The 22424-nt window shown below is 45.3% G+C and carries 19 protein-coding genes; 6 read left to right on the top strand and 13 right to left on the bottom strand.

The features are described from left to right. Positions 1-2: 2 nt before the first annotated feature. The 3 genes from AACR11_RS18535 to AACR11_RS18525 all read right to left on the bottom strand — a co-directional run bounded on the left by AACR11_RS18535 (position 3) and on the right by AACR11_RS18525 (position 5135). A complete protein-coding gene (locus AACR11_RS18535; RefSeq protein ID WP_029790138.1) occupies positions 3-3059 on the bottom strand; it encodes an efflux RND transporter permease subunit in 3057 nt (1018 codons plus the stop codon). Positions 3060-3068: 9 nt separating this feature from the next. Further along, entirely contained in the window at positions 3069-4151 is a 1083-nt protein-coding gene (locus AACR11_RS18530; RefSeq protein WP_029790137.1) for an efflux RND transporter periplasmic adaptor subunit, read from the bottom strand. A gap of 102 nt (positions 4152-4253) precedes the next feature. Continuing rightward, on the bottom strand, positions 4254-5135 hold the full coding sequence (locus AACR11_RS18525) for a LysR family transcriptional regulator (protein ID WP_005451283.1): 882 nt from the start codon (positions 5133-5135) through the stop codon (positions 4254-4256). A 129-nt stretch (positions 5136-5264) separates the two neighbouring features. Here AACR11_RS18525 and AACR11_RS18520 point away from each other — a divergent pair, with 129 nt between their 5' ends. Beyond that, complete coding sequence (locus tag AACR11_RS18520) at positions 5265-5624, top strand: DUF6559 family protein (RefSeq protein WP_029790136.1); 360 nt, start codon at positions 5265-5267, stop codon at positions 5622-5624. Here AACR11_RS18520 and AACR11_RS18515 read toward each other — a convergent pair. From AACR11_RS18515 to ppsA, 5 genes are all read right to left on the bottom strand, one after another. Continuing rightward, positions 5621-5917 carry a Dabb family protein gene (locus tag AACR11_RS18515; protein ID WP_079325018.1) on the bottom strand — a complete coding sequence of 99 codons (297 nt, stop codon included), beginning with the start codon at positions 5915-5917 and terminating at the stop codon, positions 5621-5623. The two genes, AACR11_RS18520 and AACR11_RS18515, sit on opposite strands and share 4 nt — an antisense overlap. Before the next feature lie 157 nt (positions 5918-6074). Continuing rightward, positions 6075-7331 (bottom strand): tyrosine--tRNA ligase, encoded by a 1257-nt coding sequence (gene tyrS / locus AACR11_RS18510; RefSeq protein WP_029790134.1) that lies wholly within the window; start codon positions 7329-7331, stop codon positions 6075-6077. An 81-nt stretch (positions 7332-7412) separates the two neighbouring features. Beyond that, complete coding sequence (locus AACR11_RS18505; protein ID WP_029790133.1) at positions 7413-8234, bottom strand: LuxR family transcriptional regulator; 822 nt, start codon at positions 8232-8234, stop codon at positions 7413-7415. Between the two features lie 117 nt (positions 8235-8351). Continuing rightward, entirely contained in the window at positions 8352-9131 is a 780-nt protein-coding gene (locus AACR11_RS18500) for a hypothetical protein (protein ID WP_017188640.1), read from the bottom strand. A 185-nt stretch (positions 9132-9316) separates the two neighbouring features. After that, positions 9317-11686, bottom strand: coding sequence for a phosphoenolpyruvate synthase (gene ppsA / locus AACR11_RS18495; protein WP_029790132.1), 2370 nt, complete (start codon positions 11684-11686; stop codon positions 9317-9319). A 348-nt stretch (positions 11687-12034) separates the two neighbouring features. On the opposite strand from ppsA, the gene ppsR reads away from it, so the two are divergent. After that, positions 12035-12871, top strand: coding sequence for a posphoenolpyruvate synthetase regulatory kinase/phosphorylase PpsR (gene ppsR, locus AACR11_RS18490; protein WP_005451298.1), 837 nt, complete (start codon positions 12035-12037; stop codon positions 12869-12871). 76 nt (positions 12872-12947) lie between these two features. Here ppsR and ansB read toward each other — a convergent pair whose 3' ends face one another. The 3 genes from ansB to AACR11_RS18475 form a co-directional block, all read right to left on the bottom strand. Continuing rightward, a complete protein-coding gene (gene ansB, locus AACR11_RS18485; RefSeq protein WP_029790131.1) occupies positions 12948-14012 on the bottom strand; it encodes an L-asparaginase 2 in 1065 nt (354 codons plus the stop codon). 328 nt (positions 14013-14340) lie between these two features. Beyond that, complete coding sequence (locus AACR11_RS18480; RefSeq protein WP_445286010.1) at positions 14341-15864, bottom strand: EAL domain-containing protein; 1524 nt, start codon at positions 15862-15864, stop codon at positions 14341-14343. Between the two features lie 635 nt (positions 15865-16499). Then, positions 16500-17756 (bottom strand): adenylosuccinate synthase, encoded by a 1257-nt coding sequence (locus tag AACR11_RS18475; protein ID WP_005451302.1) that lies wholly within the window; start codon positions 17754-17756, stop codon positions 16500-16502. 107 nt (positions 17757-17863) lie between these two features. Here AACR11_RS18475 and AACR11_RS18470 point away from each other — a divergent pair, with 107 nt between their 5' ends. Continuing rightward, on the top strand, positions 17864-18730 hold the full coding sequence (locus tag AACR11_RS18470) for a LysR family transcriptional regulator (RefSeq protein WP_005451305.1): 867 nt from the start codon (positions 17864-17866) through the stop codon (positions 18728-18730). A 3-nt stretch (positions 18731-18733) separates the two neighbouring features. Here the strand turns inward: AACR11_RS18470 and AACR11_RS18465 are convergent, their stop codons facing one another. Beyond that, positions 18734-19168, bottom strand: coding sequence for a DUF6795 domain-containing protein (locus tag AACR11_RS18465; protein ID WP_029790129.1), 435 nt, complete (start codon positions 19166-19168; stop codon positions 18734-18736). A gap of 184 nt (positions 19169-19352) precedes the next feature. On the opposite strand from AACR11_RS18465, the gene AACR11_RS18460 reads away from it, so the two are divergent. Together AACR11_RS18460 and AACR11_RS18455 are read left to right on the top strand one after the other, a co-directional pair. After that, positions 19353-19745, top strand: coding sequence for a ribosome recycling factor family protein (locus tag AACR11_RS18460; protein ID WP_029790128.1), 393 nt, complete (start codon positions 19353-19355; stop codon positions 19743-19745). Between the two features lie 82 nt (positions 19746-19827). Next, on the top strand, positions 19828-20277 hold the full coding sequence (locus tag AACR11_RS18455; RefSeq protein ID WP_029790127.1) for a YHS domain-containing (seleno)protein: 450 nt from the start codon (positions 19828-19830) through the stop codon (positions 20275-20277). A gap of 65 nt (positions 20278-20342) precedes the next feature. Here AACR11_RS18455 and AACR11_RS18450 read toward each other — a convergent pair whose 3' ends face one another. Then, positions 20343-21326, bottom strand: coding sequence for a quinone oxidoreductase family protein (locus AACR11_RS18450; RefSeq protein ID WP_029790126.1), 984 nt, complete (start codon positions 21324-21326; stop codon positions 20343-20345). Positions 21327-21478: 152 nt separating this feature from the next. Between AACR11_RS18450 and AACR11_RS18445 the strand changes: the two genes are divergently transcribed. Further along, on the top strand, positions 21479-22366 hold the full coding sequence (locus AACR11_RS18445) for a LysR family transcriptional regulator (RefSeq protein ID WP_029790125.1): 888 nt from the start codon (positions 21479-21481) through the stop codon (positions 22364-22366). The last annotated feature ends 58 nt before the right edge of the window (positions 22367-22424 follow it).

Genomic DNA, 22424 nt, shown 5'->3' with positions numbered 1-22424 from the left:
GATTACGCCTCCTTCAGTTTGGCGTCAGTGTGGGTTGTTTGTGGCTTTTCTTTGTATGCCAAGCGATACAGTGCCGGCATGATGAACAATGACAATACTGTCGCTGCGGCCAAGCCACCGATAATGGTTGCTGCCATTTGGTCGAACAATAGGTCTGACAGCAGCGGAATCATTCCAAGGGCTGTTGTTAATGCCCCCATAGAAATCGCCATCGTTCGGTTGACGGTAGCCTCCTTAATGGCATCGACTAATGCGCGTCCATTTGCTCGCTCTAGTTCGATTTGATCCATCAATACAATGCCATTTTTAATGATCATCCCAGTCAGCGTTACCGCACCAATCAATGCCATAAAACCGAATGGTTTATCAAAACCAAGCAAAGCAAAGGTTGCGCCCGTTGCGGCCAATGGCAAAGTCGCAAAAATGATGATTGGTTGTTTAAAGCCGTTAAACATCGCGACCAAAATGATCACCATAATTAACATCGCTTTCGGTAATTGCTTGAAGATATCCGTAACAGCTTTGTGTTCGTCGTAGAACTCTCCACCCCATTCCAAGCTGTAGCCCGCAGGAAGGTGAATGGCTTCAATCTGATCTTTCACTGCATTTCTTACTGTCGCAGGTGTCGAGTGACGTGCGACACCCGCTTGCGCAGTGATGGTTTTTACTCGGTTACGACGCCAAATCATGCTCTCTTCTGGTACTAACTCAAAGCCATCAACCACCTGACCAAGAGGTACGCTGTGCATGCCCAGTAGTGAACGTACAGGTAATGTTTCCAGTGACGCCATGTTTTGAGAAGTGCCACGCAGTTGAATTGGAATGAGCTCATCATTGAGATTCATCTGTCCCAAAGGCATGCCGTCAGAAGCGCGTTTTAAAGCAAAGGCGATGTCCGCACGGTTGATACCAGCTTGACGCATTTTGTCTTGATTGATGATGGGTTTGAGAACCTTGCTCTCTTGGCGCCAGTCATCACGAACGTATTTTGCATCAGGATGAGTAGCAAAAATGGCTTTTGCTTGATCCGCTAGCTGATGCAGTACTACTTCATCTGGACCAGAGAAGCGAGCTTCGACTGCGTATTTGTCCGAGGTTGCGAGCTTCAGCGCTCTAAAGCGGGGCTCTGCGTCCGGGAATGTGTTCTGCAGCCATTTATCACCACGTTCAACAAGTTGGCTGATGCCTGCGTAATCCTTGGTATTAATTAAAATCTGACCATATGCGGGATCAAACGGTTCGGGTTCTACAGTCACAGAGAATCGAGGTGCACTTGCGCCCATGTAGCTAGAAATACTTTCTACTTCAGGTTGCTTGAGCAGCCACTGTTCGACTTTGCGCATGTCTGCTGAGGTTTGCTCAATCTTGGCGCCATTTGGTAGCCAGTAATCTAGGAACACGATAGGGCGATCCGATTGTGGGATGAAGTTTACCGCTACATTGGGCACGGCAAATGCAGTCACTAAAATCAGCGGAATCAATGCTGTCAGTGCTTTCATCGGATTGTCGACTGTCCAAAACACTAATTGCTTGTATCGGCTTGGTTTGGCATCTTCATCCGCGGGTGTTGGTTTGATGAACATCCAACACATCAATACGGTGAAGGTCATGGCTACCAGCCAAGACAGTAGCAGCGATGAAGCAACAATGTAGAATACTGAACCAGCAAATTCAGCCGAGTCAGTTTTCGAAAACAATACTGGGCTTGCACCCATGATGGCGATGATGGTGGCACCAAGTAGTGGTACCGCCGTTTCCTTGACTGAATCAATAGCAGCACGAGTGCGCTCAATGCCTTTGCTCAGCTTCACGATCATCATGTCAGTGATCACGATGGCATTATCTACCAACATGCCTAGCGCAAGGATGAAGGTACCTAGCGAGACACGATGCAAATCAATTCCCGCGATGTTCATGTAAATCAACGTGAGCAAGATTGTTAGCAACAAGCTTGAGCCAACAATCGTTGCGCTTTTAAAGCCCATGAAGACCAGCAGCACCACGAATACGATACCGACACTTTCCAGTAGGTTGCCCACGAAGTCATCAATGGCTTTTTGTACTTCCTCTGGCTGATAAGCGACGGTAGAAATATCGACGCCGAGCGGCAATGTTTGCTCGTAGTTATGGATAATGTCACGAATGGTATCGCCCAATGACACAACGTTAATGCCTTCAACAGGACTCACCGCCAAAGTCACGGCAGGTTGACCATTAAATCGACTTTCTGTCAGCGCGGGAGTTTGGTATCCCATACTCACTTCGGCGATGTCACCTAAGCGAATTAGACCTGTGCCTAGTTCACTTACGCCACCTTTGATTACCAAGTTGCGAATATCGTCTAGTGATTGAAACTCGCTGGTTTGCGTGATGCGAATACGCTCGGTTCCTGCATCGAATTTCCCCGCTTCAAAGGTCATGTTTTGTGTGCTGAGCTGGTTCCACACTTGCGCAACAGATAAGCCGTATTGTGCTAAACGTTCATCAGGCATATCGATGTGCACGACACGTGGCTGTACGCCGTGAAGTTCGATCTTTTTGATGCCTTTTACTGCCTTAATTTGGCGCTGAAGCTCTTCTGCATAACGACGTAATTCTTCTGGTGCTGCGTCTTCACTGTGGATAGAGAAAAGCATGCCGTACACTTCAGAAAACTCATCTTGAACTATGCTGATTTGTGCCGTAGAAGGCAGTTGTAGCTTCACGTCGTTCACTTTACGTCGCAGTAAGTCCCATTGCTGAGGCAACGCTTTTGAATTGAGACTCTCTTTCAAATCGACAAATACCATCGACATTCCAGGACGAGACAATGAACGTAATCGGTTCAGTTCTGCCATTTCCTGCAGCTTAGTCTCAATAGTATCGGTCACTTGCTGTTCGACTTCTTGAGCCGATGCTCCCGGATACAAGGTCACCACGACAGCGGTTTTAACGGTAAAGCTTGGGTCTTCTAATTTCCCTAGGTCGAAGTAGGAGTAAATACCCGCCACCACACTTAAGGCGATGAAGAACAACACGAAAGTACGCTGTCTTATCGCGAATTCGGCTAAATTGATCATGGTTTGAACCTATAGCGTTTTGATGGTTAGGTTTGGTGTGTTATCGCCTGGTTTGAGATAGTGAGTTCCGCTGATAACGACATAGTCACCTTGTTGGAAATCGCCGGAAACACAAGCTTGATGAGAATCGATGGATTGCAAGTTAACGGGTTCACTGTGTACGACAGCATCTCGCACCACGTTGACGTGTAGGGTCTTTTTTTCGCCCAAAATGGCAGAGTATGGGAAGCAGTGGCTTGATTGATTCGGCTGGAACGAAGTCGTTACCGTAACCGCTTTACCATTGAACAAGTTTTTAGAAATAGAATCGATCGCTAGCGTGACAGGATAAGTTTGCTTGATTAAATGCTTCTTCGGAGCAATCTCGGCGACTTTTGCACTGTAGGTTTGCTCAGCACCATACCAAGAAAGTGCTGCAGATTGACCAAGGTTAAACTGTCGAACCATATTTTCTGGCACATCGATATCCACTTCCCATTGCCCATCTTGCTGAATCGTAGCCACGCTCACGCCAGGCAGGGTTTGTTCGAAAGCATCAATACGGACTTCACCAATGTTGCCAGAAAATGGTGCGCGTAATGTGGTGTAAGTCAGTGCGTCTTCCGCTCGCTGGATGTTTTTTTCTACCACTTTGACAGCGGATAGACTGCGTTCATAACCGCTGATGGCACGGTCTAAATTAACGCTAGCAATGGCATTATCGTCAGTTGCTTGCTTAACGCGCTTAAGCTCCGCTTTCGCCAGTTTATGTGCGGACTTTGCCTCCAGCATACGAGCTTGTAGCTCTTCTAATGAGACTTGATAATCGTGTGGGTCAAGCGTAGCAATGACTTGCCCTTTCTCGACATGATCGCCTTTCTTCACCAAAACGCTTTCTACCGTGCCTGGTACACGAAAAGAAAGAGAAGCACTTTCTTTGGCGTGAACAATGCCGCTAAATGATTTGCTTGAGGCGGAGTTGCTGTCCTTTACTTCGACGACTTGTATTGGTCGAGGAGATTCAGGTTCGGCGAATGTGGTTTGGTTTTGGTTACAACCAAGCAGCGCGAGTGTCGCTGCACTTAACGCTGTGGTTTTGAATAGACGGTTCATAAGATGGCTCCCTAATTTTGGTGCCATCATACAATCGAACGCTGTTCAGATAATTACTCGACTCTGAGACTCACTGTCTCAAAAAATGAGACAATAATGTATCTAAACCAATTTGGGGATTTCTTTAATTAGATGCTCAATAAGTAATCGACTCGCTTGGCTTAGGGTTTTAGGTTGAGGGTAGAGTAGCCAGCCAGACTCTTCTGTTACCGAATACTGTGACAATAACTGGACCAAAGTGCCCGATTCTAATTCACGTTTTACGAGTAGTTTGGGCATAAAAGTAATGCCGCGATCTAAGATGGTGGCGTTTTTAATAAAACCGATGTTATTCGAGATAAGCTTGGGACTGAGTTGTACGCTTTGTTCTTGAAAATGCCAGACATTATCAATGTCGCCATTTGGCCAACGGAAGCACACGCATTGATGCGTTTTTAATTGCTCTAGTGTTTCCGGCGTTCCATGGGTTTGTAGGTAGCTCGGGGAGGCGACCAAGCATCGGTCGAGCGTCAGCAGTTTGCGTGCCACAATATCAGAATCGAATAATGCACCACCGTGAAACGCAATATCCAAGCCTTGTTGGAACATATCATGAAAGCCGTTGTTGATATTACGAATATCTAACTCAACATGAGGGTATTGATCGTGAAAGTCGAACAGAATAGGGCGCACTAGTTCATCGGTTTCAGGTAATAAACCGAGCTTGATTCGACCGCGAACCTCATTGGTATCGTTGCTGACTTGCTCATTTGCAGAGTCGAGCATAGTGAGTGCTTTTTGCAGATTCTCGTAATACGCCTCGCCGTTGTTGGTGAGCGATAAACTGCGTGTTGTTCGATGGAATAGCTGTGCTCCAAGAGATTGTTCTAACTCTCCAATTCGCCGGCTTACATTCGCACGTGGTAAGTCCAGCGCATTGGCTGCGGCGGTAAAGCTACCTAAATCCACCACCTTAATGAACAGTTTGAGATCGTCAATTTTCACTCTGGCGCTCCATGCTTATTGAACACTGTATTAAACCGTGATACTCTAAAGCATCACGAGGTTATGCACAAAACATAACGCGACTTTTGATAACCGTCACTTGTCATCAAATAGAAATAGGGAATTAATGTGCTGAGAGTTATCCAACGCCGTCGAATCAAAAAGGTCATTAAATTACTGTCTGCAAGGCTAATAAAGGGCTATGGCAGTCGTGACTACTTTTCTATTGGTCAAGTTCAGAGCAGTACAACTGAGTTAAGTAAGCGCCAACAACACATTGCTTTAGCGCTTTATGCTAACCCTGAAGCGCTTAACTCAGAAGAAGCTACTGAAATTCAGTCTCTGCGCACTGATGTCGCCAATGATTTTTTCGAAGGTGGTGACTACAACGCGCAAGATGTGTTGAATTTATTGGGCTCTGGCGGCTGGAAGGGAGGACGTATGGATGATGATATGTCCCACCGATTTGGAATGAATAGCCGATACTAAATCTCGTAATCGAATACGATGATGTCTTCAAGCAGAGGTCTAAATACTTCTTTCAAGGCGTCGTGCTCAGGGTGAGGCAGATAATTCTGACGACCTGCTTCATCAGAAAATGTCATTATCACGGCGTGCGTGTAGTCTTTGTTCTTTCCTTCTGGGCTGTTGTTTAAGCCCCACTCAACGTCGGTTACGCCTTCTACTTTCGTTGGCATGGTTTCGAATAGCTCTCGTAATTGCTGAATTTTTTCGCTGGTGGCAGAAGCTTTAAATTTGATGAGTAGAATGTGTCTGATCATGGTTTTGGTCATGTTGTTGTTTTTGAAGAACAACACTATAGCGGGCATCTGCGCTCAAGTTAGCTCTTAGCTTCACAAAATAGGAAAACTAAAACGCGAGCACAGTGGCTCGTGCTTTAGTTAAGTTAGCTAGATTATCGGTAGTTAGTGTGAGCGATTAACCTTCGAGACGCTTCACCAAGCAGAAGTGCTTTTTACCGCGTTGAAGCAACCAGTACTGGTCGAACAGTGGGAAGTTCAAGCTTGGTTTTTCTGTATCGATTTTTTCGCCGTTCACACTGATGGCGTTGTTGCCAATTAGCTCACGAGCAACGCGTTTTGAGCTGGCTAGACCGGATTCAACCAGAAGCTCAACCAAGTCTTGCTCAGCACTTTGCATGCTCGGTAAGCCATCGAGTTCCAACTGTTTTAGCTCGCTCAAGCTCAATTGCTGCACATCACCGCTAAATAGCGCTTGAGTGATTCGTTCTGCACTTGCTAATCCTTTTTCGCCATGAACAAAGCTTGTCATTTGTTCCGCTAAGATACGCTGTGCTTGCGGTTTGCCTTTACTCTCTTTGTCTTGTGTTTCAATTGCTGCAATCTCATCGCAACTCAAGAAGGTGTAGTAGCGTAGGAAGTGGTAAACATCGGCATCTTCCGCGGATAACCAGAATTGGTAGAAGGCGTAAGGCGAGGTTTTACTTGGATCCAGCCACACTGCACCTCCTTCGGTTTTACCAAATTTAGTGCCATCGGATTTGGTGATCAAAGGTAAGGTTAAGCCAAATACTTGTTCACCATTTTGACGGCGAGTAAGGTCAATGCCGCTAACAATGTTGCCCCACTGGTCGTTACCACCGATTTGTAAGCGACAGCCGTACTGACGGTTTAATTCTGCAAAGTCGTAAGATTGCAGCAGTGCGTAACTGAACTCGGTGAATGAAATCCCTTGGTCTGGGCGTTGTAAGCGTTGCTTAACCGACTCTCGGCTGATCATGGTATTCACGGAGAAGTGTTTACCCACATCGCGGAAGAAGTCGATCACGTTAATTTGCTTCACCCAATCTGCGTTGTTTACCATGAGCATTGGCTTGCTGACTTGGTTATTCATCAATTGTTGAATTTGGTTCGACAGATCTTTTACCCAGCCTGTTACGGTTTCTTCTGAGTTTAAGCTGCGCTCTGTTGCTTTAAAACTTGGATCGCCGATCATACCCGTTGCCCCACCAATCAGGGCGATGGCTTGGTGTCCTGCATCTTGAAAGCGTTTGAGCATAATAAGTGGAACAAGGTGACCGATGTGCAAGCTACCTGCGGTTGGATCGAAGCCGCAGTACAAGGTTTGTGGCTCAGAAAGCAGTTGTTGAACTTGGTCTAAATCACTCGCTTGGGCAATCAAGCCGCGAGTTTGTAAATCTTCAATCAGTGTCATCGTCTTATCTTTATCTGGTTCGGTTGTATTCAGATTAAAAGGCGATGCGGAATCGAGATATATCCCTAAAGGGACAGTTTGTTATCTTGATTGAGTGATCAGGTGGTTGAGAAACAACTGAAAGAACTCGCTTAAAGACGCCACATTCAGTTGTGCGTAGATGCGTTTACGGTGATTCTTGACTGTGCCTTCTACGACATCTAGCTGCGTTGCAATCTCTTTGCTGTCATAGCCTTGCGCGATTAATGCGGCAATTTCTTGTTCTCGATTAGTGAGGACAGTTTCGCCAAAAGATGCCAGAGCGGATTCAATTGCAGTACGCATTTGTCCCGAGTAGGTGGTAGGACTGAAAACTGGCTCGGCGAGTGTAAACTCGGTTTGTTTCCAGTGCTGTCGGCACAAAGACTGAATAATGGCAAAGTAAGATTTGAGCGTGGCTACTTGAGGCTTGGTGAAGCGCTTATCGTCCTGCATAAAACCGAAGTAGAACATCACCCAACGTGTCGGTTCGATTTCGACCAACATGCTGAGTTCATCTTTCCAGCCAGTTTGATGGTAGAACTGCTCGCAGTAGGCTTGATAATCGAGATCGTTGCGCGCGACATCTTTTCTCACCACGTCTTTGAGCGTAAAGATACCTTGTTCTTTGTTAGCGTTAAGTTTTTGATAAAATGGGTCATTTTGAAAAGAAGTCGTGAGATAACGCTGGAACAGTAGCTCGCGTTCATTTTCAATCGAATCATACAGGTAGATAGGGTGTTTGCCTTCGCGGTAGCCGAGGATCACTGCGCAATCAAAACTCAGTAGTGAAGCTATCACGCGCATGAGTTTAGGCGTAAAGCTTGGTGAGTTAAGGGCAGATATTGTTTCTGCAAGCTGAGTGTTGAATGCGTCGCTGGGCATGGTGATTCGGGAGTTCGATAAAGGTTGGGGTAAGCATAACGCAACATGCTGATATCCCAAAGTGATCAGAAAGGGGAGCGTTGTGCTCCCCATCAATAAATCATTGTCACTAAGAGGTTACTGTGAATCGGTTAGCTCTTTATTCACCCAGTATTTTGAGCCAGAAACATTGGCATCAACTAATAACCCTGTGGTGTTTAGCTGATATACTGCTACGCCGCTGTTGAATTGCGCTGTCATTTCTTCGCCGTCCTCACCAGCGACTAAAGAAGCTTCGCTTGATGCTTCCCAACCTTCTTCGACAAAGGTGTTAAAGTCTTTTTCTTTTTCAAACAGAACGACTTGCTGGTAGAACTTACCACCAACACCAAGGGCGACACCCGCACCAAACATATTCATATAAGTACGTTGATCTGTGGACTTGTTGACCGCAACCCCAGAGCCTGAGTTGGTATGGAACATCAGCGATAGTTTGCGTGAATCAAAAACCGCGTAGCCGTATGCCTTGTCGTACAGTGCTTTGGCTTTAGGCTCTTCATTGAACAGTTTGAGAAGTGTGCTATCCGCCATAAGATCAATCGCTTGGCGTGCTTCTTCAGGTGTATCGCCTTCCATCAGTTCGGTGATCTTCTTGTCCGCTTCATCGATCCAACCTTTACTGGTTTCAATGCTTGCGTCGGTCCACTCGCCAGCGGTGTTAATCGCATCTTCTGACCAATTGGTGAAGTCCTCCCAAGCTTGTTTGGAGAAGGCTTTGGTGCTGTCCCAAGTTTCTTTCGCGGTGTCAGAGACGGCATCTCCTAGGTCTGAAAGGCTGTTGGAAATGTCATCCCAGTCTGCATAAGCGGGAGAAGCAAGAAGCGTTAATGCGGTGATGAGAGCAAGAGGCTTTTTCATAGGTCCGTTCTTTTATGAAATCATATCCTTTTATTCTAGGTGAAAATTTTAACAGGGAGAATTGATCAGCTTATTGGGTTGGGATTGCTGTCACGAACTCACGTAGGTTTGACATAATTAAGACACAGTAAAAAGCCCTCAAACTCAGGAGCTTGAGGGCTATATTATCGACAGAGTAGAGTGGCTTATTTGCTCACTTTACCTAGCTTCAACCAGGTATCGATAACCGTATCTGGGTTCAATGACACAGAGCTGATGCCTTGTTCCATTAACCATTCTGCAAGGTCATCGTGGTCTGATGGACCTTGACCACAGATACCAACGTATTTGCCTGCTTTAGTGGCCGCATCGATCGCCATTTGTAGCATGGCTTTCACCGCTGGGTTACGCTCATCGAATAGGTGTGCAACATCGCCAGAGTCACGGTCAAGACCAAGTGTAAGCTGAGTCATGTCGTTTGAACCGATAGAGAAGCCATCGAAGTACTTCAAAAATTCGTCAGCAAGTACCGCATTTGATGGCAGTTCACACATCATGATGACTTTTAGACCTTGGTCGCCACGGCGTAGGTCGAACTTAGCAAGTAAGTCGATAACCGATGCCGCTTCGCTCGGTGTACGAACGAACGGGATCATGATTTCAACGTTTTTCAGACCCATCTCGTTACGAACGCGCTTGATTGCCTGAGTTTCTAGCTCAAAGCAGTCTTCAAACACTGGAGAAATGTAGCGAGATGCACCACGGAAGCCCAGCATAGGGTTTTCTTCATGTGGTTCGTAACCTTTACCGCCAACCAAGTTGCTGTACTCGTTGGATTTGAAGTCAGACATACGTACGATGACGCGCTTTGGCCAGAATGCTGACGCGATGGTCGCAATGCCTTCTGTTAGCTTACTAACGTAGAAGTCGATTGGATCTTTGTAACCACGGATACGTTCAGTGATTTCAGCTTTTAGCTCATCGCTTTGTGCGTCGAAGTTCAGCAGCGCTTTCGGGTGAATACCAATCATCTTGTTGATGATGAATTCAAGACGCGCAAGACCGACACCTTCGTTTGGAATCTGAGCGAAGTCGAATGCACGGTCTGGGTTACCCACATTCATCATGACTTTGGTTGGTAGCAGTGGAAGTTCATCAACCGCAGAGCGTTTCACTTCGAAGTCCAACTCGCCTTGGTAAACGTAACCCGTTTCGCCTTCAGCACAAGATACTGTTACGGTCTCACCGTCAGTCAGTTTGCTGGTGGCGTCACCACAACCAACGATAGCCGGAATACCAAGTTCACGTGCGATGATGGCAGCGTGACAAGTACGACCGCCACGGTTTGTAACAATCGCAGAGGCTTTCTTCATCACTGGTTCCCAATCTGGATCAGTCATGTCTGTAACCAGTACATCACCGTCTTGGACTAATGACATTTGGTCTAGAGAGTCAACCAAACGTACTGGACCTTTACCGATACGTTGACCAATTGCACGACCTTCAACCAAAACGTCCGCTTTGTTGCTTAGCTCGTAACGTTCAATTACGTTTTGCTCGCTTTGAGAACATACGGTTTCAGGGCGTGCTTGAACGATGTAAAGTTTGCCGTCGATACCATCTTTTGCCCACTCAATATCCATAGGACGCTGGTAGTGCTTCTCGATGATCATTGCCTGTTTTGCCAGCTCTTTGATCTCTTCATCGTTCAGAGAGAAGGCATTGCGCTCTTCTACAGAGGTATCGATGATCTCAACTTGCTTACCGATCTCTTGGCTACTTGAGTAGATCATCTTGATCTGCTTAGAGCCAAACGTCTTCTTAACGATAGGGTATTGATCCGCTTCTAGCATTGGCTTGTGAACGTAGAATTCATCAGGGTTAACTGCACCCTGAACCACCATTTCACCCAAGCCCCAAGAAGAGGTGATGAATACGACCTGATCGAAGCCAGATTCTGTATCTAGGGTAAACATAACGCCAGAAGAGGCTTTGTCCGAGCGCACCATGCGTTGAATGCCTGCCGATAGCGAGATGCCTCGGTGGTTAAAGCCTTGGTGTACGCGGTATGAAATTGCACGGTCATTGAACAGAGAAGCGTAAACGTGCTTAGTCGCTTCTAAGACTGCATCAATGCCTTTTACGTTTAGGAACGTCTCCTGCTGACCAGCAAATGACGCGTCCGGCAGATCCTCTGCAGTTGCAGAAGAGCGAACAGCAACAGAAATCTCAGGGTGATTATCTGTCAGTTCTTTGTAGTTATCGCGGATGTCTTGTTCAAGATCCGCTGGGAACGGGGCTTCTAATACCCATTGACGAATGGTGGCACCTGTCTTGCGCAGGGCTTCTACATCCTCAACGTCCAGTTCATCAAGTAGTTGGTGAATACGCTCATCCAAACCTTCGTGGTCAAGGAATTGGTTAAACGCATACGAGGTTGTCGCAAAACCGTTTGGTACCGATACACCAACATTGGCTAGGTTAGAAACCATCTCGCCAAGTGAAGCATTTTTACCGCCGACTTTGTCGACATCATCCATGGATAGTCCATTGAACCAGAGGGTGTTCTTTTGCATGTCTTTCTCCAGAAACATTGCAGCTTTGTAGGGATTAATACCAACCTCGAACAGTGGTTATGCATCCTTGCAGGTCAATGTCATTGAAGACACAGTTTCGGGCTGATAGCAGCCATTGTAGATAAGGGGCGTTAACTACAACTTCCCAACTAGGGCTTAAACGAATTTTCCGACGCAAACATGTATCAACACTTTTCTTGGTTGATATGAAAGGCAAACGATTACGTATTTGCTGAAAAAAACTCCGAAGAATTTTCAAAGCTGTGGGGAACGTAATTGCAAGCCAAACTCATTTATTAATATTATGTAAACCATCCTACTCAAATGAATTTGAAAAATTAAACTAAAATGCAAATAAATAACCAAAGTCGTGATGTATTCTATGTTTCTGACGGAACGGCCATAACATGTGAGACATTAGGACATGTTGTTTTGGGTCAGTTTCCCTTTATTCCTAATGAAAAAACCTTTCCTTTTGTTGAAAGTGAAGACAAAGTTGCCGATGTCATCAAAGAAATCGAGATTTCCTACCAACGTGATGGCGTGAAACCGCTGGTTTTCTTTTCGATTGTTGTGCCAGAAATTCGTGAAGTGTTGCTCAAAGCTCCCGCTTACAGCTATGACGTGCTAGAAAGCATTGTGCAAAAGGTACAAGACGACATTCAGATGGCTCCTCAGCCTAAGATGCAGCGTTCAAGAAGCGTGAGCAAAGATTCCGATACTTACTTTGACCGTATCGCGGCGATTGAGTACACACTTGCTCATGATGATGGTATTACGCTCAAAGGCTTGGAGGAGGCTGACATTATTCTGCTTGGCGTCTCACGCAGTGGCAAAACCCCAACCAGTCTTTACATGGCGATGCAGTTTGGTTTACGTGTGGTGAACTACCCGTTTATCGCTGAAGACGTCAAGATGATGCGTTTGTTGCCGGAGTTCGAAATTCATCGGCACAAACTGTTTGGTCTAACCATCAATCCAGAACGTTTGAATGAGATTCGCGAGAACCGCTTATCAGGCAGCGAATACGCGAGTACGGAACAATGCAAACTGGAACTAGATACGGTAGAAGCGTTGTTTAGAAGAGAAGCAATTCCGTATATCAATACGTCTTCTTTGTCTGTAGAAGAGATCACTACGCGGATTCTTGAAAGAGCAGGGATGAAGCGCCGCTTGTTCGGCTAAGTTTCCTGTAATAAGTCAAAAAAAGAGGAGGCACTTGTGCCTCCTCTTAAATTTAACCTCAAAAGGTCAATAGACCCTAGTAATGCTGAAACATCTTCTGAATGTCTTGGTAATTTTTGGTTTGTGTCAGTGATAGCATCAGCAAAATACGTGCTTTTTGTGGGTTTAGTGTACCTGATGCTACGAAACCGTACTTATCATCATCAACCTCTGCATCTAAAGTGGTTGAGCCGGTAGGCGTACGAGAACTACGAACAACCAGAATGCCGTCTTTGCTTGCTTTTTCTAACTCATCAAATACCGTGTGGTACAAGTTACCATTGCCGACACCTGCGCTGACGATGCCATCAAACTTCGCATCGACGAATGCTTTAACAGGTAAGCTCGACGCATTTGCATAGTTATAAACGATTCCGACTTGTGGCAACTTATCGAGCTTGGAAACATCGAAGGTTGTTTCAGTAGTGTGTTTACGTTCCGGGCTTCTTTGATATTTCGCATCACTGTTGTGGATATAACCTAGCGGACCAAAGTTAGGAGATTGGAAAGTGCTGACTGACGTTGTGTTAGTTTTTGTTACGTCACGCGCATCAAATATGGTGTCATTCATCGCAACCAGTACACCACGACCTTGAGAATCTTCGTCTGTTGCTGTGACCACCGCATTGTAGAGATTAACCGGACCGTCAGCACTCATTGCCGTAGAAGGGCGCATTGCACCAACGATAACCACTGGTTTATCGCTTTTTACCGTTAAATCGAGGAAGTAGGCTGTCTCTTCTAATGTATCAGTGCCATGAGTAATCACAATGCCATCCACGTCATCTTGGGCGAGTAACTCATTCACTCGTTTAGCCAACTTAAGCCACACCTCGTCATTCATATCTTGAGAGCCGATGCTGACCACTTGCTCGCCAGAAATGTCGGCGATCTTCGTCATGCTGGGTACGGCGGCGATCAACGAATCAACACCGACTTTTCCTGCGGTGTAATTTGATTCTGTCGCAGATTGACCTGCGCCAGCGATAGTGCCGCCAGTCGCCAGAATTTTGATGTTTGGTAAATCGGCATTGGCAAAAGCAAATGAGCTCATGCACAAACCAAGCGTGATCGAACTGAGGCGGAGAAACTTTTTGGTCATAGGAATCACCTGTTTTTGGGTTAGATGTTGGGGGAAACGTTATCTATCCTAAAAACAGAACAGTAGATTTTTTGAGTACAACTTCACCAATTTACAGATGAAAATCGTGATCAACTAATCACTTAAAGAACATTAAATCAAGTGTTTAACCTAATTGGCGTGCTTCATTAACAAGTGAGATGTTCCGGTAATCTGGACAACATTTGATTAATTGATTTGTAAGTAAAGACCCTGCGAGAGAACTCGGAGTGACAGTTCACTTGAGTTACCTTTGGTTAGCCATACGAGCTCCAATCTGCTTGTTCAACTGGTGGTTGATGATCGCTGCTTAACTGACGGCAGGTGCGAACTTTTGAAAAGCGACGGTTGGCTTTACTTCTAAATAATCGAGAAAGAGAGGTTTAGGTAGTGGTTTTGAAAAGTAGAACCCTTGAATGTTGTAAAAACCGAGATCGTGCAAGACTTGCAATTGCGCTCGCTCTTCTACTCCTTCGACAATCACTGACATGCTTAGGTTTCTTGTCAGGGTGTGGATTGCTTCCAACAAAGGTTGGATCGTCTGGCCATTACCAAGGTTGTTAACGAATACGCGGTCGATTTTGATGATGTCGAATGAATATTGACCGATAAAATCTAAACCCGAATATCCGGTACCAAAATCATCCACCGCAATTCGGATACCAAGTGCGGTTAATCGGTCCAAGTGCTTTCGAAGTATAGCCAGTTCACTCGCGCTGAAGATGGCTTCTTCGGTGATTTCAAACACCAAACGCTCACTAATGAAATAATGATATTTAAGACGCGATTCAACCTCTTGAATAAAGTCTTCTCTGAGGATCAATGAGCGGCTCACGTTGACGCTAATGTAGCGGTCATGGAACGCAAGCTTGTTACTGCTTATCATGCTGATCACTTTATCTAGCACAAGGTAAGTGATCTGATCGATCAACCCCACCTTTTCTGCCAGAGGGATAAAGATACTTGGTGAAATAAACCCTTGTACTGGATCGTTCCAGCGAACAAGTGACTCTCCACCAATAACGCTGCCATCACGTTGATCGACAATGGGTTGATAATGAACGGTTAAGTTACGCCCTTTAATGGCAAGAGCAAGAGAGAATTCTAAGCTATTTTTGGCGAACTTCTTGGAAGAGAAAAATAGGTGAACAATCAACGCACATGCCATTCCCAATAACCCAATCCAAAGCTTGCTACCTAAGAACTGAAAATAGAATGGATAGCTGATTGCAGAGTAGACGGTAAAAGGCAAAATCTCGGAACTGGCTTGTTCCATTCTAAGTGGGTTGAGTGCAATAGAATCTATAGCGGTTTTGTCTGTGATGTCGATTCGGTAATCCATATCACCAAAACGAAATATATCGCTAACGAGAACTTCCAAAACCTCTTTCGGGAAAACAACACTGATTCCTCGTCCTTGTTGTTTGGTGAAAAAGAGAATCAGAGCTTGGTTGTTGGTGAGCGCTCGCTTAGTAAAAGCCAATGTTGCATGCACATCACTGTCACCAAGACGCGTCAATATTGACGAATAGATACTGAAAGACGGGTGGCGTTCGCTACTCGTGCACAACACTTTTCCGTTTTGATCGAAGGTGGCAATGTCTTTTGCCATGCCCAAACCAAAAATGCTTGTCCTGAGATCATGGATAAGGTCGTCGCACGACTTAAGAAAAAAGTTATCGTCTAACAGGTGTGTTAACTGCTCCACGTTATCGTGAAATTCAGACTCAATCGTCAAGATAGCTTCTTCTGTGAGCTTTTTATGATATTGGTGTGCAAAAGGGATAAAAGCCAGCATAGTGATGCTAAAAGAGAGTACACCAACAACTATCAATGCAATGTTGTCACTCCAACTCTTGGACGGATTTTTAAAGAATTTATTGTTCACAGTTATCGGTGCTACCAGCAAGTAATTGCGTAAAACTATAACAAGTGTCTCATTTTTAGGAATTGAACATTTCAAATGTGTGAGTTAGATCTTATAAATTATCTATAAACTACTATTTTAAAATAAAAAGTATGGGTTTCCTTATCTAAATATAAGGCGACCATAAAGCGAGTTTATTCAATTTTAGTTGCTATTTAGGCAACTGGTCGTGCCTGTTCGAGTAGAAATTGGCTGAGATAAAGACGATTTTTTTGCATTATCTTAGGGTGATTTTGATGTGATTTTATTTGTTTCTGGGAGTGAAGTTTTTGAGATTAAATACTGGATTTATGAACGATGAAAATGCAGGTTTTTGATGATGAGATAGTCATGAATACGAGTGTTTTTGGTGTTTTTTGCTGAGCTTTTATTTCTCTTTTGAGCTTTATTTGTAACTTTGTGTGGGCGGATAGTTTGTCGATGATGACTGAATGACAGCATACTGTGCTGGAAGCGCACAATGACGGGCTAGAACTAAAAAAAAGCGGCTTTACCCCGGAAAAGATAAAAGCCGCTTGCCAATAGACGTGTTAATTCACGTCTTAGCGCATAATCATTTGTTCACGACCAGGACCAACCGATACCATCTTCACAGGTACACCCATCAGCTCTTCAATACGTAGAACGTATTTTTGTGCCGCGACTGGTAGCTCTTCGAATTTACGACAACCAGTAATGTCTTCGCTCCAGCTTTCCATCTTCTCGTAGATTGGTGCTAGTGCAGCCGTTTGAGGCCAAATTGGGTTTTCGCTGTGCTCGCCTTCGTAACCAACACAGATTTTTAGATCTTTAAGACCAGTCAGACAGTCCACTTTTGTCAGTGCGATTTCAGTCGCTGCTTGAAGCTCAACACCGTTCTTCGTTGCTACTGCATCGAAGTAACCCATGTCACGTGGACGACCTGTTGTTGCACCGAACTCACCCGCTAGTTCACGGAATGCATCTTGCTCTTCCATTGCAGTAATTAGTGTGCCGGTACCTACCGATGAGCTGAACGCTTTTGCTACCGCAATAACACGCTCTGGACGAAGAGCAGGAAGACCACTACCGATACCAGCATACATAGACACAACGTTTGAAGATGTTGTCCATGGGTACTCACCGTAAACAAGGTCACGACCTGCACCTAGCTGCGCTTCGAACAGTAGAGTTTGGTCTTTTGCTTGCAGTTCTTTTAGCGGCAGCGTTACGTTGCAGATAGCGTCACGCCAAGGTGCAGATACTTCTAACAACCAGCTCGCCATCTCTTCAGCGGTTTGTTCAAACTCGAACGTTGGGTAAAGCGCACGTAGTTGAGGAAGTTTCCACTCCATCCAGAATTTGATGCGCTCTACTAGGACTTCTGGCTGCTTCAACCAACCAACTAGGATGCCTTTTTTCATCACACGGTCGCCGTATGCAGGTGCAATACCTTGACGAGTTGAACCGTATGCTTTGTCGCCTAAGCGTTGTTCTTCTAGCGTATCTTCTAGTGCGTGTAGAGGTAGACACAGTGTTGCGCGATCAGAGATGCACATGTTCACTTTAACGCCCGCTTCTTCAACTTCCGCAATCTCCTGAGACAGCGACGCTGGGCTGATTACCATACCCGGACCTAATACTGCTAAACAGTCAGGGTTGAAAACGCCACTTGGTAGCTGGTGTAGCTTAAACGTACCTAGGTCGTTAACTACGGTATGACCCGCGTTGTTACCACCTTGGAAACGAATGCTTGCAGAAGCTTGCTCTGCCAAAAAGTCAACGATGCGGCCTTTGCCTTCATCACCCCAGTTTGCACCCACAACAACGATAGACGACATAATTCATTCTCCAAAAACAGACCGGAAAATCTTAGGATGCTCGCATGAATAAGAGAAATTAATTATACTCATTAACTTGATAAGAAACTCATATCGGGTAATTTTCTATGTTGGATTTGAACTGGTTACGCACGTTTGTCACCTTGGCAGAAGTGAAACATTTCGGAAAAACAGCGATTGAACTGCACATGACGCAGCCAAATGTGAGTCTTCATATCAAACAGCTAGAACAAGCCACTCGCACTAAGTTGATTGAACGCAACCCTGTGCAATTGACCCAAGCCGGAAAGCGTTTGTTAGACACTGCCGAGCACATGCTGAATGAGTTGCAAATCTGCCAATCCGACCTCAATGCCATCAATGACTTAACGCAAGGAACGCTCTCGATTGCAGCGAGTGATATTGTCTCGCGCCTATTACTTATCAAGCCTTTTCAACAGTTTAAAAGTGAATATCCTGGAATTGATTTGGCGCTGTTCAACACTACATCATCACAAGCGGTAGATTTGGTAAAAAGTGCTCGTGCAGACATCGGCTTTGTTATTGCGCAGAAAGAGAGCCAACCATTGCACTTTACGTCACTTACTCAAATTCATTGGTGTGCTTTCGGCGATAACATCTTTGATTGGCGAGAAAACAGTGAAGAGAACCAAACATTGATCTTGCTCGGTCACGACACCCGAACGCGCGAGTTGATTGACGCGTCTCTACCAGAGCTAAATCTTCCTAGGCATAGGGTCATGGAAGTCGGCAGTGTTGAAGCTCAAATAGATTGGGCTGAAGCCGGATTTGGAACTGCGATTGTACCTGACTTCTCCCTCGACCCAAGGTTGAAACTCTCGCGAGAAGTCACGCCATTACCTAGTTTCCCCAACACAGATTTTGGCTACATAGTGCGCCAAAACCAAGTGCTGTCCAAAGCCGCAAAACAGCTTCTTAAATGGGTGGCTGATAATGTGTCTGTGGTGGGGTAATACCTAATAAAGCTCTTCGAAAGTAAGCGCATTTAGGTCGCAAACACTATAGATTTCATTGGTGACTGGTTCCGTTTGTGTTGTAGGGTAAGTGAACACTTTGAGTGGGGAGTTCAAATTACAAGCTAAGCTTTCAAGAGAAATGAGCAGAAGGGGAGACGGGTGAAATGAGTGTACTTTTGATTGCCATATCGTCACTTCATCACCTTGAAACTCGGTACTCAGATCCAGCTTCACTCGAATATCTTGCAAAGAATGTTGTTGGTGTTTGGAATCTAATAGCACAGCTTCAAAAACAAAGTGCCCTTCGGCGTCAGATTGCGTCGAGTCAGAAGCAACACCGTTGAAAACAATCGTCCTTTCTATATTGATGCCCTCGACGGGCTTGCCATTTAAATGCAAATAGCCAGAAATATAAGGGCTTAAAATGCGCTCCATTTCTTATATCACCTTGTCCAAGAATGAAAGGTGCCAGAATCTTTAAAGTCTATTGAGCGGGCAAGCATAAACCTTGTATTTTCGACCAAAATCACCACGCTTTGAAAACGATTAGGTTTTCTCGATGAAAAAATGAGGCGAGCTGTTTATCATAGGCGACGAAATTAACCATGCCACTATTGTGATGACTGACAAGACTATCTCCATCCCTCTACCATCTTTGATTCACCGAATTGGTGGCGATCATGCTAAGCGAGCTAAAGCAATTGCGGCTGAGAAGAAGTGCGAAATGAAGCGCATTCGACGCTCTCGTAATTGGCAAATTGCTGGTGATGCGTTGGATTTAAAAGTGTTCCTCGATCATATCAAGGCAGAAGAATCTGAGCCGATGCGGTTCGTGATAAACAAAATGGAAGTTGGTCTGGCTAAACACAGCGATAAGCTTGAACCTTTGGAAACCAAGCTGATTCGATTGGTCTTGGAGAATCCAAACATTACTTTGGCGGAGCTAATGTCAGAAACCAACTGTACTATCGCCCAAGCTCGAACGGCGCGTTTCGAGGCTGAGATGCTTTAAACCTGAAAGTTTCTTCTGATTTTTCCTGTCTATACTGGTAAGCGACTGATTATCGACATTGGATAAGATGAGAGAGGAAGTTATGAAGCTGATATCGAAACTTTTGAGCGTATTCTTCATTTGGGGGAGTTTGACGCTTCCTGCTTTCGCGCTTGATCCTGTTTATAGCGACTTTCTCGGTAAAGCGATTCGTGGTTATGACCCTGTCGCATACTTCACTCAATCGAAACCGGTAAAAGGTGACAGCGATTTCACTTACCGTTGGAATGATGCCAAATGGTACTTTTCATCGGCTGAAAATCGAGATGCATTTGCGAAAAATCCTGAGAAATTTGCACCGCAATATGGCGGCTACTGTGCTTGGGCAGTGAGCAAAGGCTATACCGCCAAGATAGACCCCAATGCGTGGAATATTCACGATGGAAAGCTCTACCTAAACTACAGCAAATCCGTTCAAGCCTCTTGGCAACAAGACATTCCGGGTAACATTGCGAGCGGGGATAAAAACTGGCCGAAGTTACTTGCAGAATAACGAAGTCCAAGAAGATAAAAGGTCGCGATTACAGCGACCTTTTTCATGGTGAGGAATCTATAGATTTACGGTAGCAACAACATTTTGCCCATCACTGAACCACTTTCGATTTTATCGTGTGCTTGCGCTGCTTCGGACAGCGGCAGTGTGGTAAACACAGGTTTAATTTTGCCTTGCTCTAGGAGTTCGTAAAGCGCTTCCATGGATGATTTCACCAATGGGTAGTCGTTGAAGTAAGTCGCGTAGATTTCTGAGTAAGTAATAGTTGGCGCTTTGCTAAAGTGCTTAATCGCCTCGGCTTGTAAGTTTGTCTCACCCATACCCGCTAAGAAACCAAACACAACAACGTGACCAAGTGGTGCTAGTACTTCCAAGTCTTGCACTATGGTATCGCCAGCTACTGGGTTAAAGATGTAGTTCACTCCGCGACCTTCGGTAACTTCTTTAGCTGACTCTACCCAATCGCTATCAGAGGTAAATGCATGGTCCGCACCCATCTTCAATGCGTTTTCTGCTTTGTGGGCTTGTCGCTCTAAAGCAATAACGTTTAGACCTGCTAGCTTAGCCAATTGAATCAATGCCGTACCCACGCCACCGGACGCTGCGTAAACCAGCGCTGTTTTGCCTTCTTCAACTCGAGCAACGTTATGTAGCATGTGGTAAGCCGTAAAGTAGTTAACAGGTAGAACAGCGGCTTCTTGAAGGTCGACCGATTCTGGTAGCACTACTAATTTATCTGCATCGACAGCAGTAAACTCTGCGTAAGTTGATGCGCCAATTGGACCAAGAAACGCGACTTTCGTGCCTTCTTTTAAGCTTGTGTTGTTTGAATCGGCAACCACGCCACTGCCTTCTACACCAGAGATGTATGGCAACTCTGGCATCATACCCGGAGGCATATTGCCTTCACGGATGATGGTATCAATGAAGTTCACTGGTGCGGCGTGAATGCGAACCAAAACTTGTCCTTCTTTCAATGTTGGTTGTGCTACGTCTTGGTAGACCAGTTTGTCGCTGCCGCCTGTTTGAGTCAGTAATACTGCTTTCATGATGTCATCCTCGTGATTCGATTAATGGGCATTTGCCGTGTCTGTGAATCAAATACTAGACGCTTGCGCTGAGAGAAAAAATTGGCGATATTGAATATCACTATTCCAAAAATGGGATAATAGAAATTCATACTCGCTAAAAGGAGTTCTGGGTGAAACGAGTGTTGGATGATTTGCAGGTATTCTGCACCGTCGTCGAAGAGGGCAGTTTAAAGCGCGCTTCTGAGCGATTAGAAATTCCTCACAGTACGGTGAGTCGACGTATTGAAGCGCTAGAAAACAACTTGGGTTTAGTGCTGCTTCATCGCACCACCCGTGAAGTCAAAGTATCTACTCGCGGTGAAGAGCTTTATCAAAACTGCTCGGCTCTGCTTGGAACGATCCGCCAGTCGATAGATTTTGCGGTGGATTCTGAAGTTGCCTTTAAGGGGAAGTTGAATGTGTCGATGCCCGTTCGTGCTGGCATTGATTTTCTTGGGGCGTGGCTTATCGACTTTGCAGCACAGCACCCCGATCTTCAGCTTGATGTTTCTCTGTCGAACGACAATAAGCATCTGATTAAAGATGACATCGATTTAGCATTCCGAGTCGGTCCACTTGTCGATTCATCTGCAATCGCATTGCATTTATGGGATATTCCATACGTCGTTTGTGCCCATCGTGATTACGTTGAAAACCATCAATTGAGTGAACTCACTCTTTCCATCGAACAGTTGGAATCACTGCCGGGAGTGATAACTCGTCCTGCAATGAACTGGATGTTTGTGAACAAGCAATTTGAAGAAGTCGCTGTATCGCCACAACAAGGTTTGACGGTGGATGATCTTGGTTTGGCGTATCACGCGATCCAGTCAGGCAAATATATGGGTATGTTGCCAGCGTCTATGGTGAAGGATGAAAACATCGTGACGTTACAAATTGAAAACTGGGAGCCTCGTAAGCGTGTTATGTACGCGTACTATCTAGGACGAAGACACGCGCAGAGCCAGATAAAACACATCGTCGATTACATTCGACAACGCCATCAAGAGAGCGAATAGTAAACACAAAAAAGCCGCGATGATCGCGGCTTTTTCAATTTGGGTTCCACGCAGCGGA

The sequence above is a fragment of the Vibrio sp. L85 genome, from assembly GCF_963871815.1.
Taxonomy (GTDB): Bacteria; Pseudomonadota; Gammaproteobacteria; order Enterobacterales; family Vibrionaceae; genus Vibrio; species Vibrio harveyi.
The sequence above is the reverse complement of the archived record's forward strand: the minus strand, read 5'-3'. Positions and strand labels throughout refer to the sequence as shown.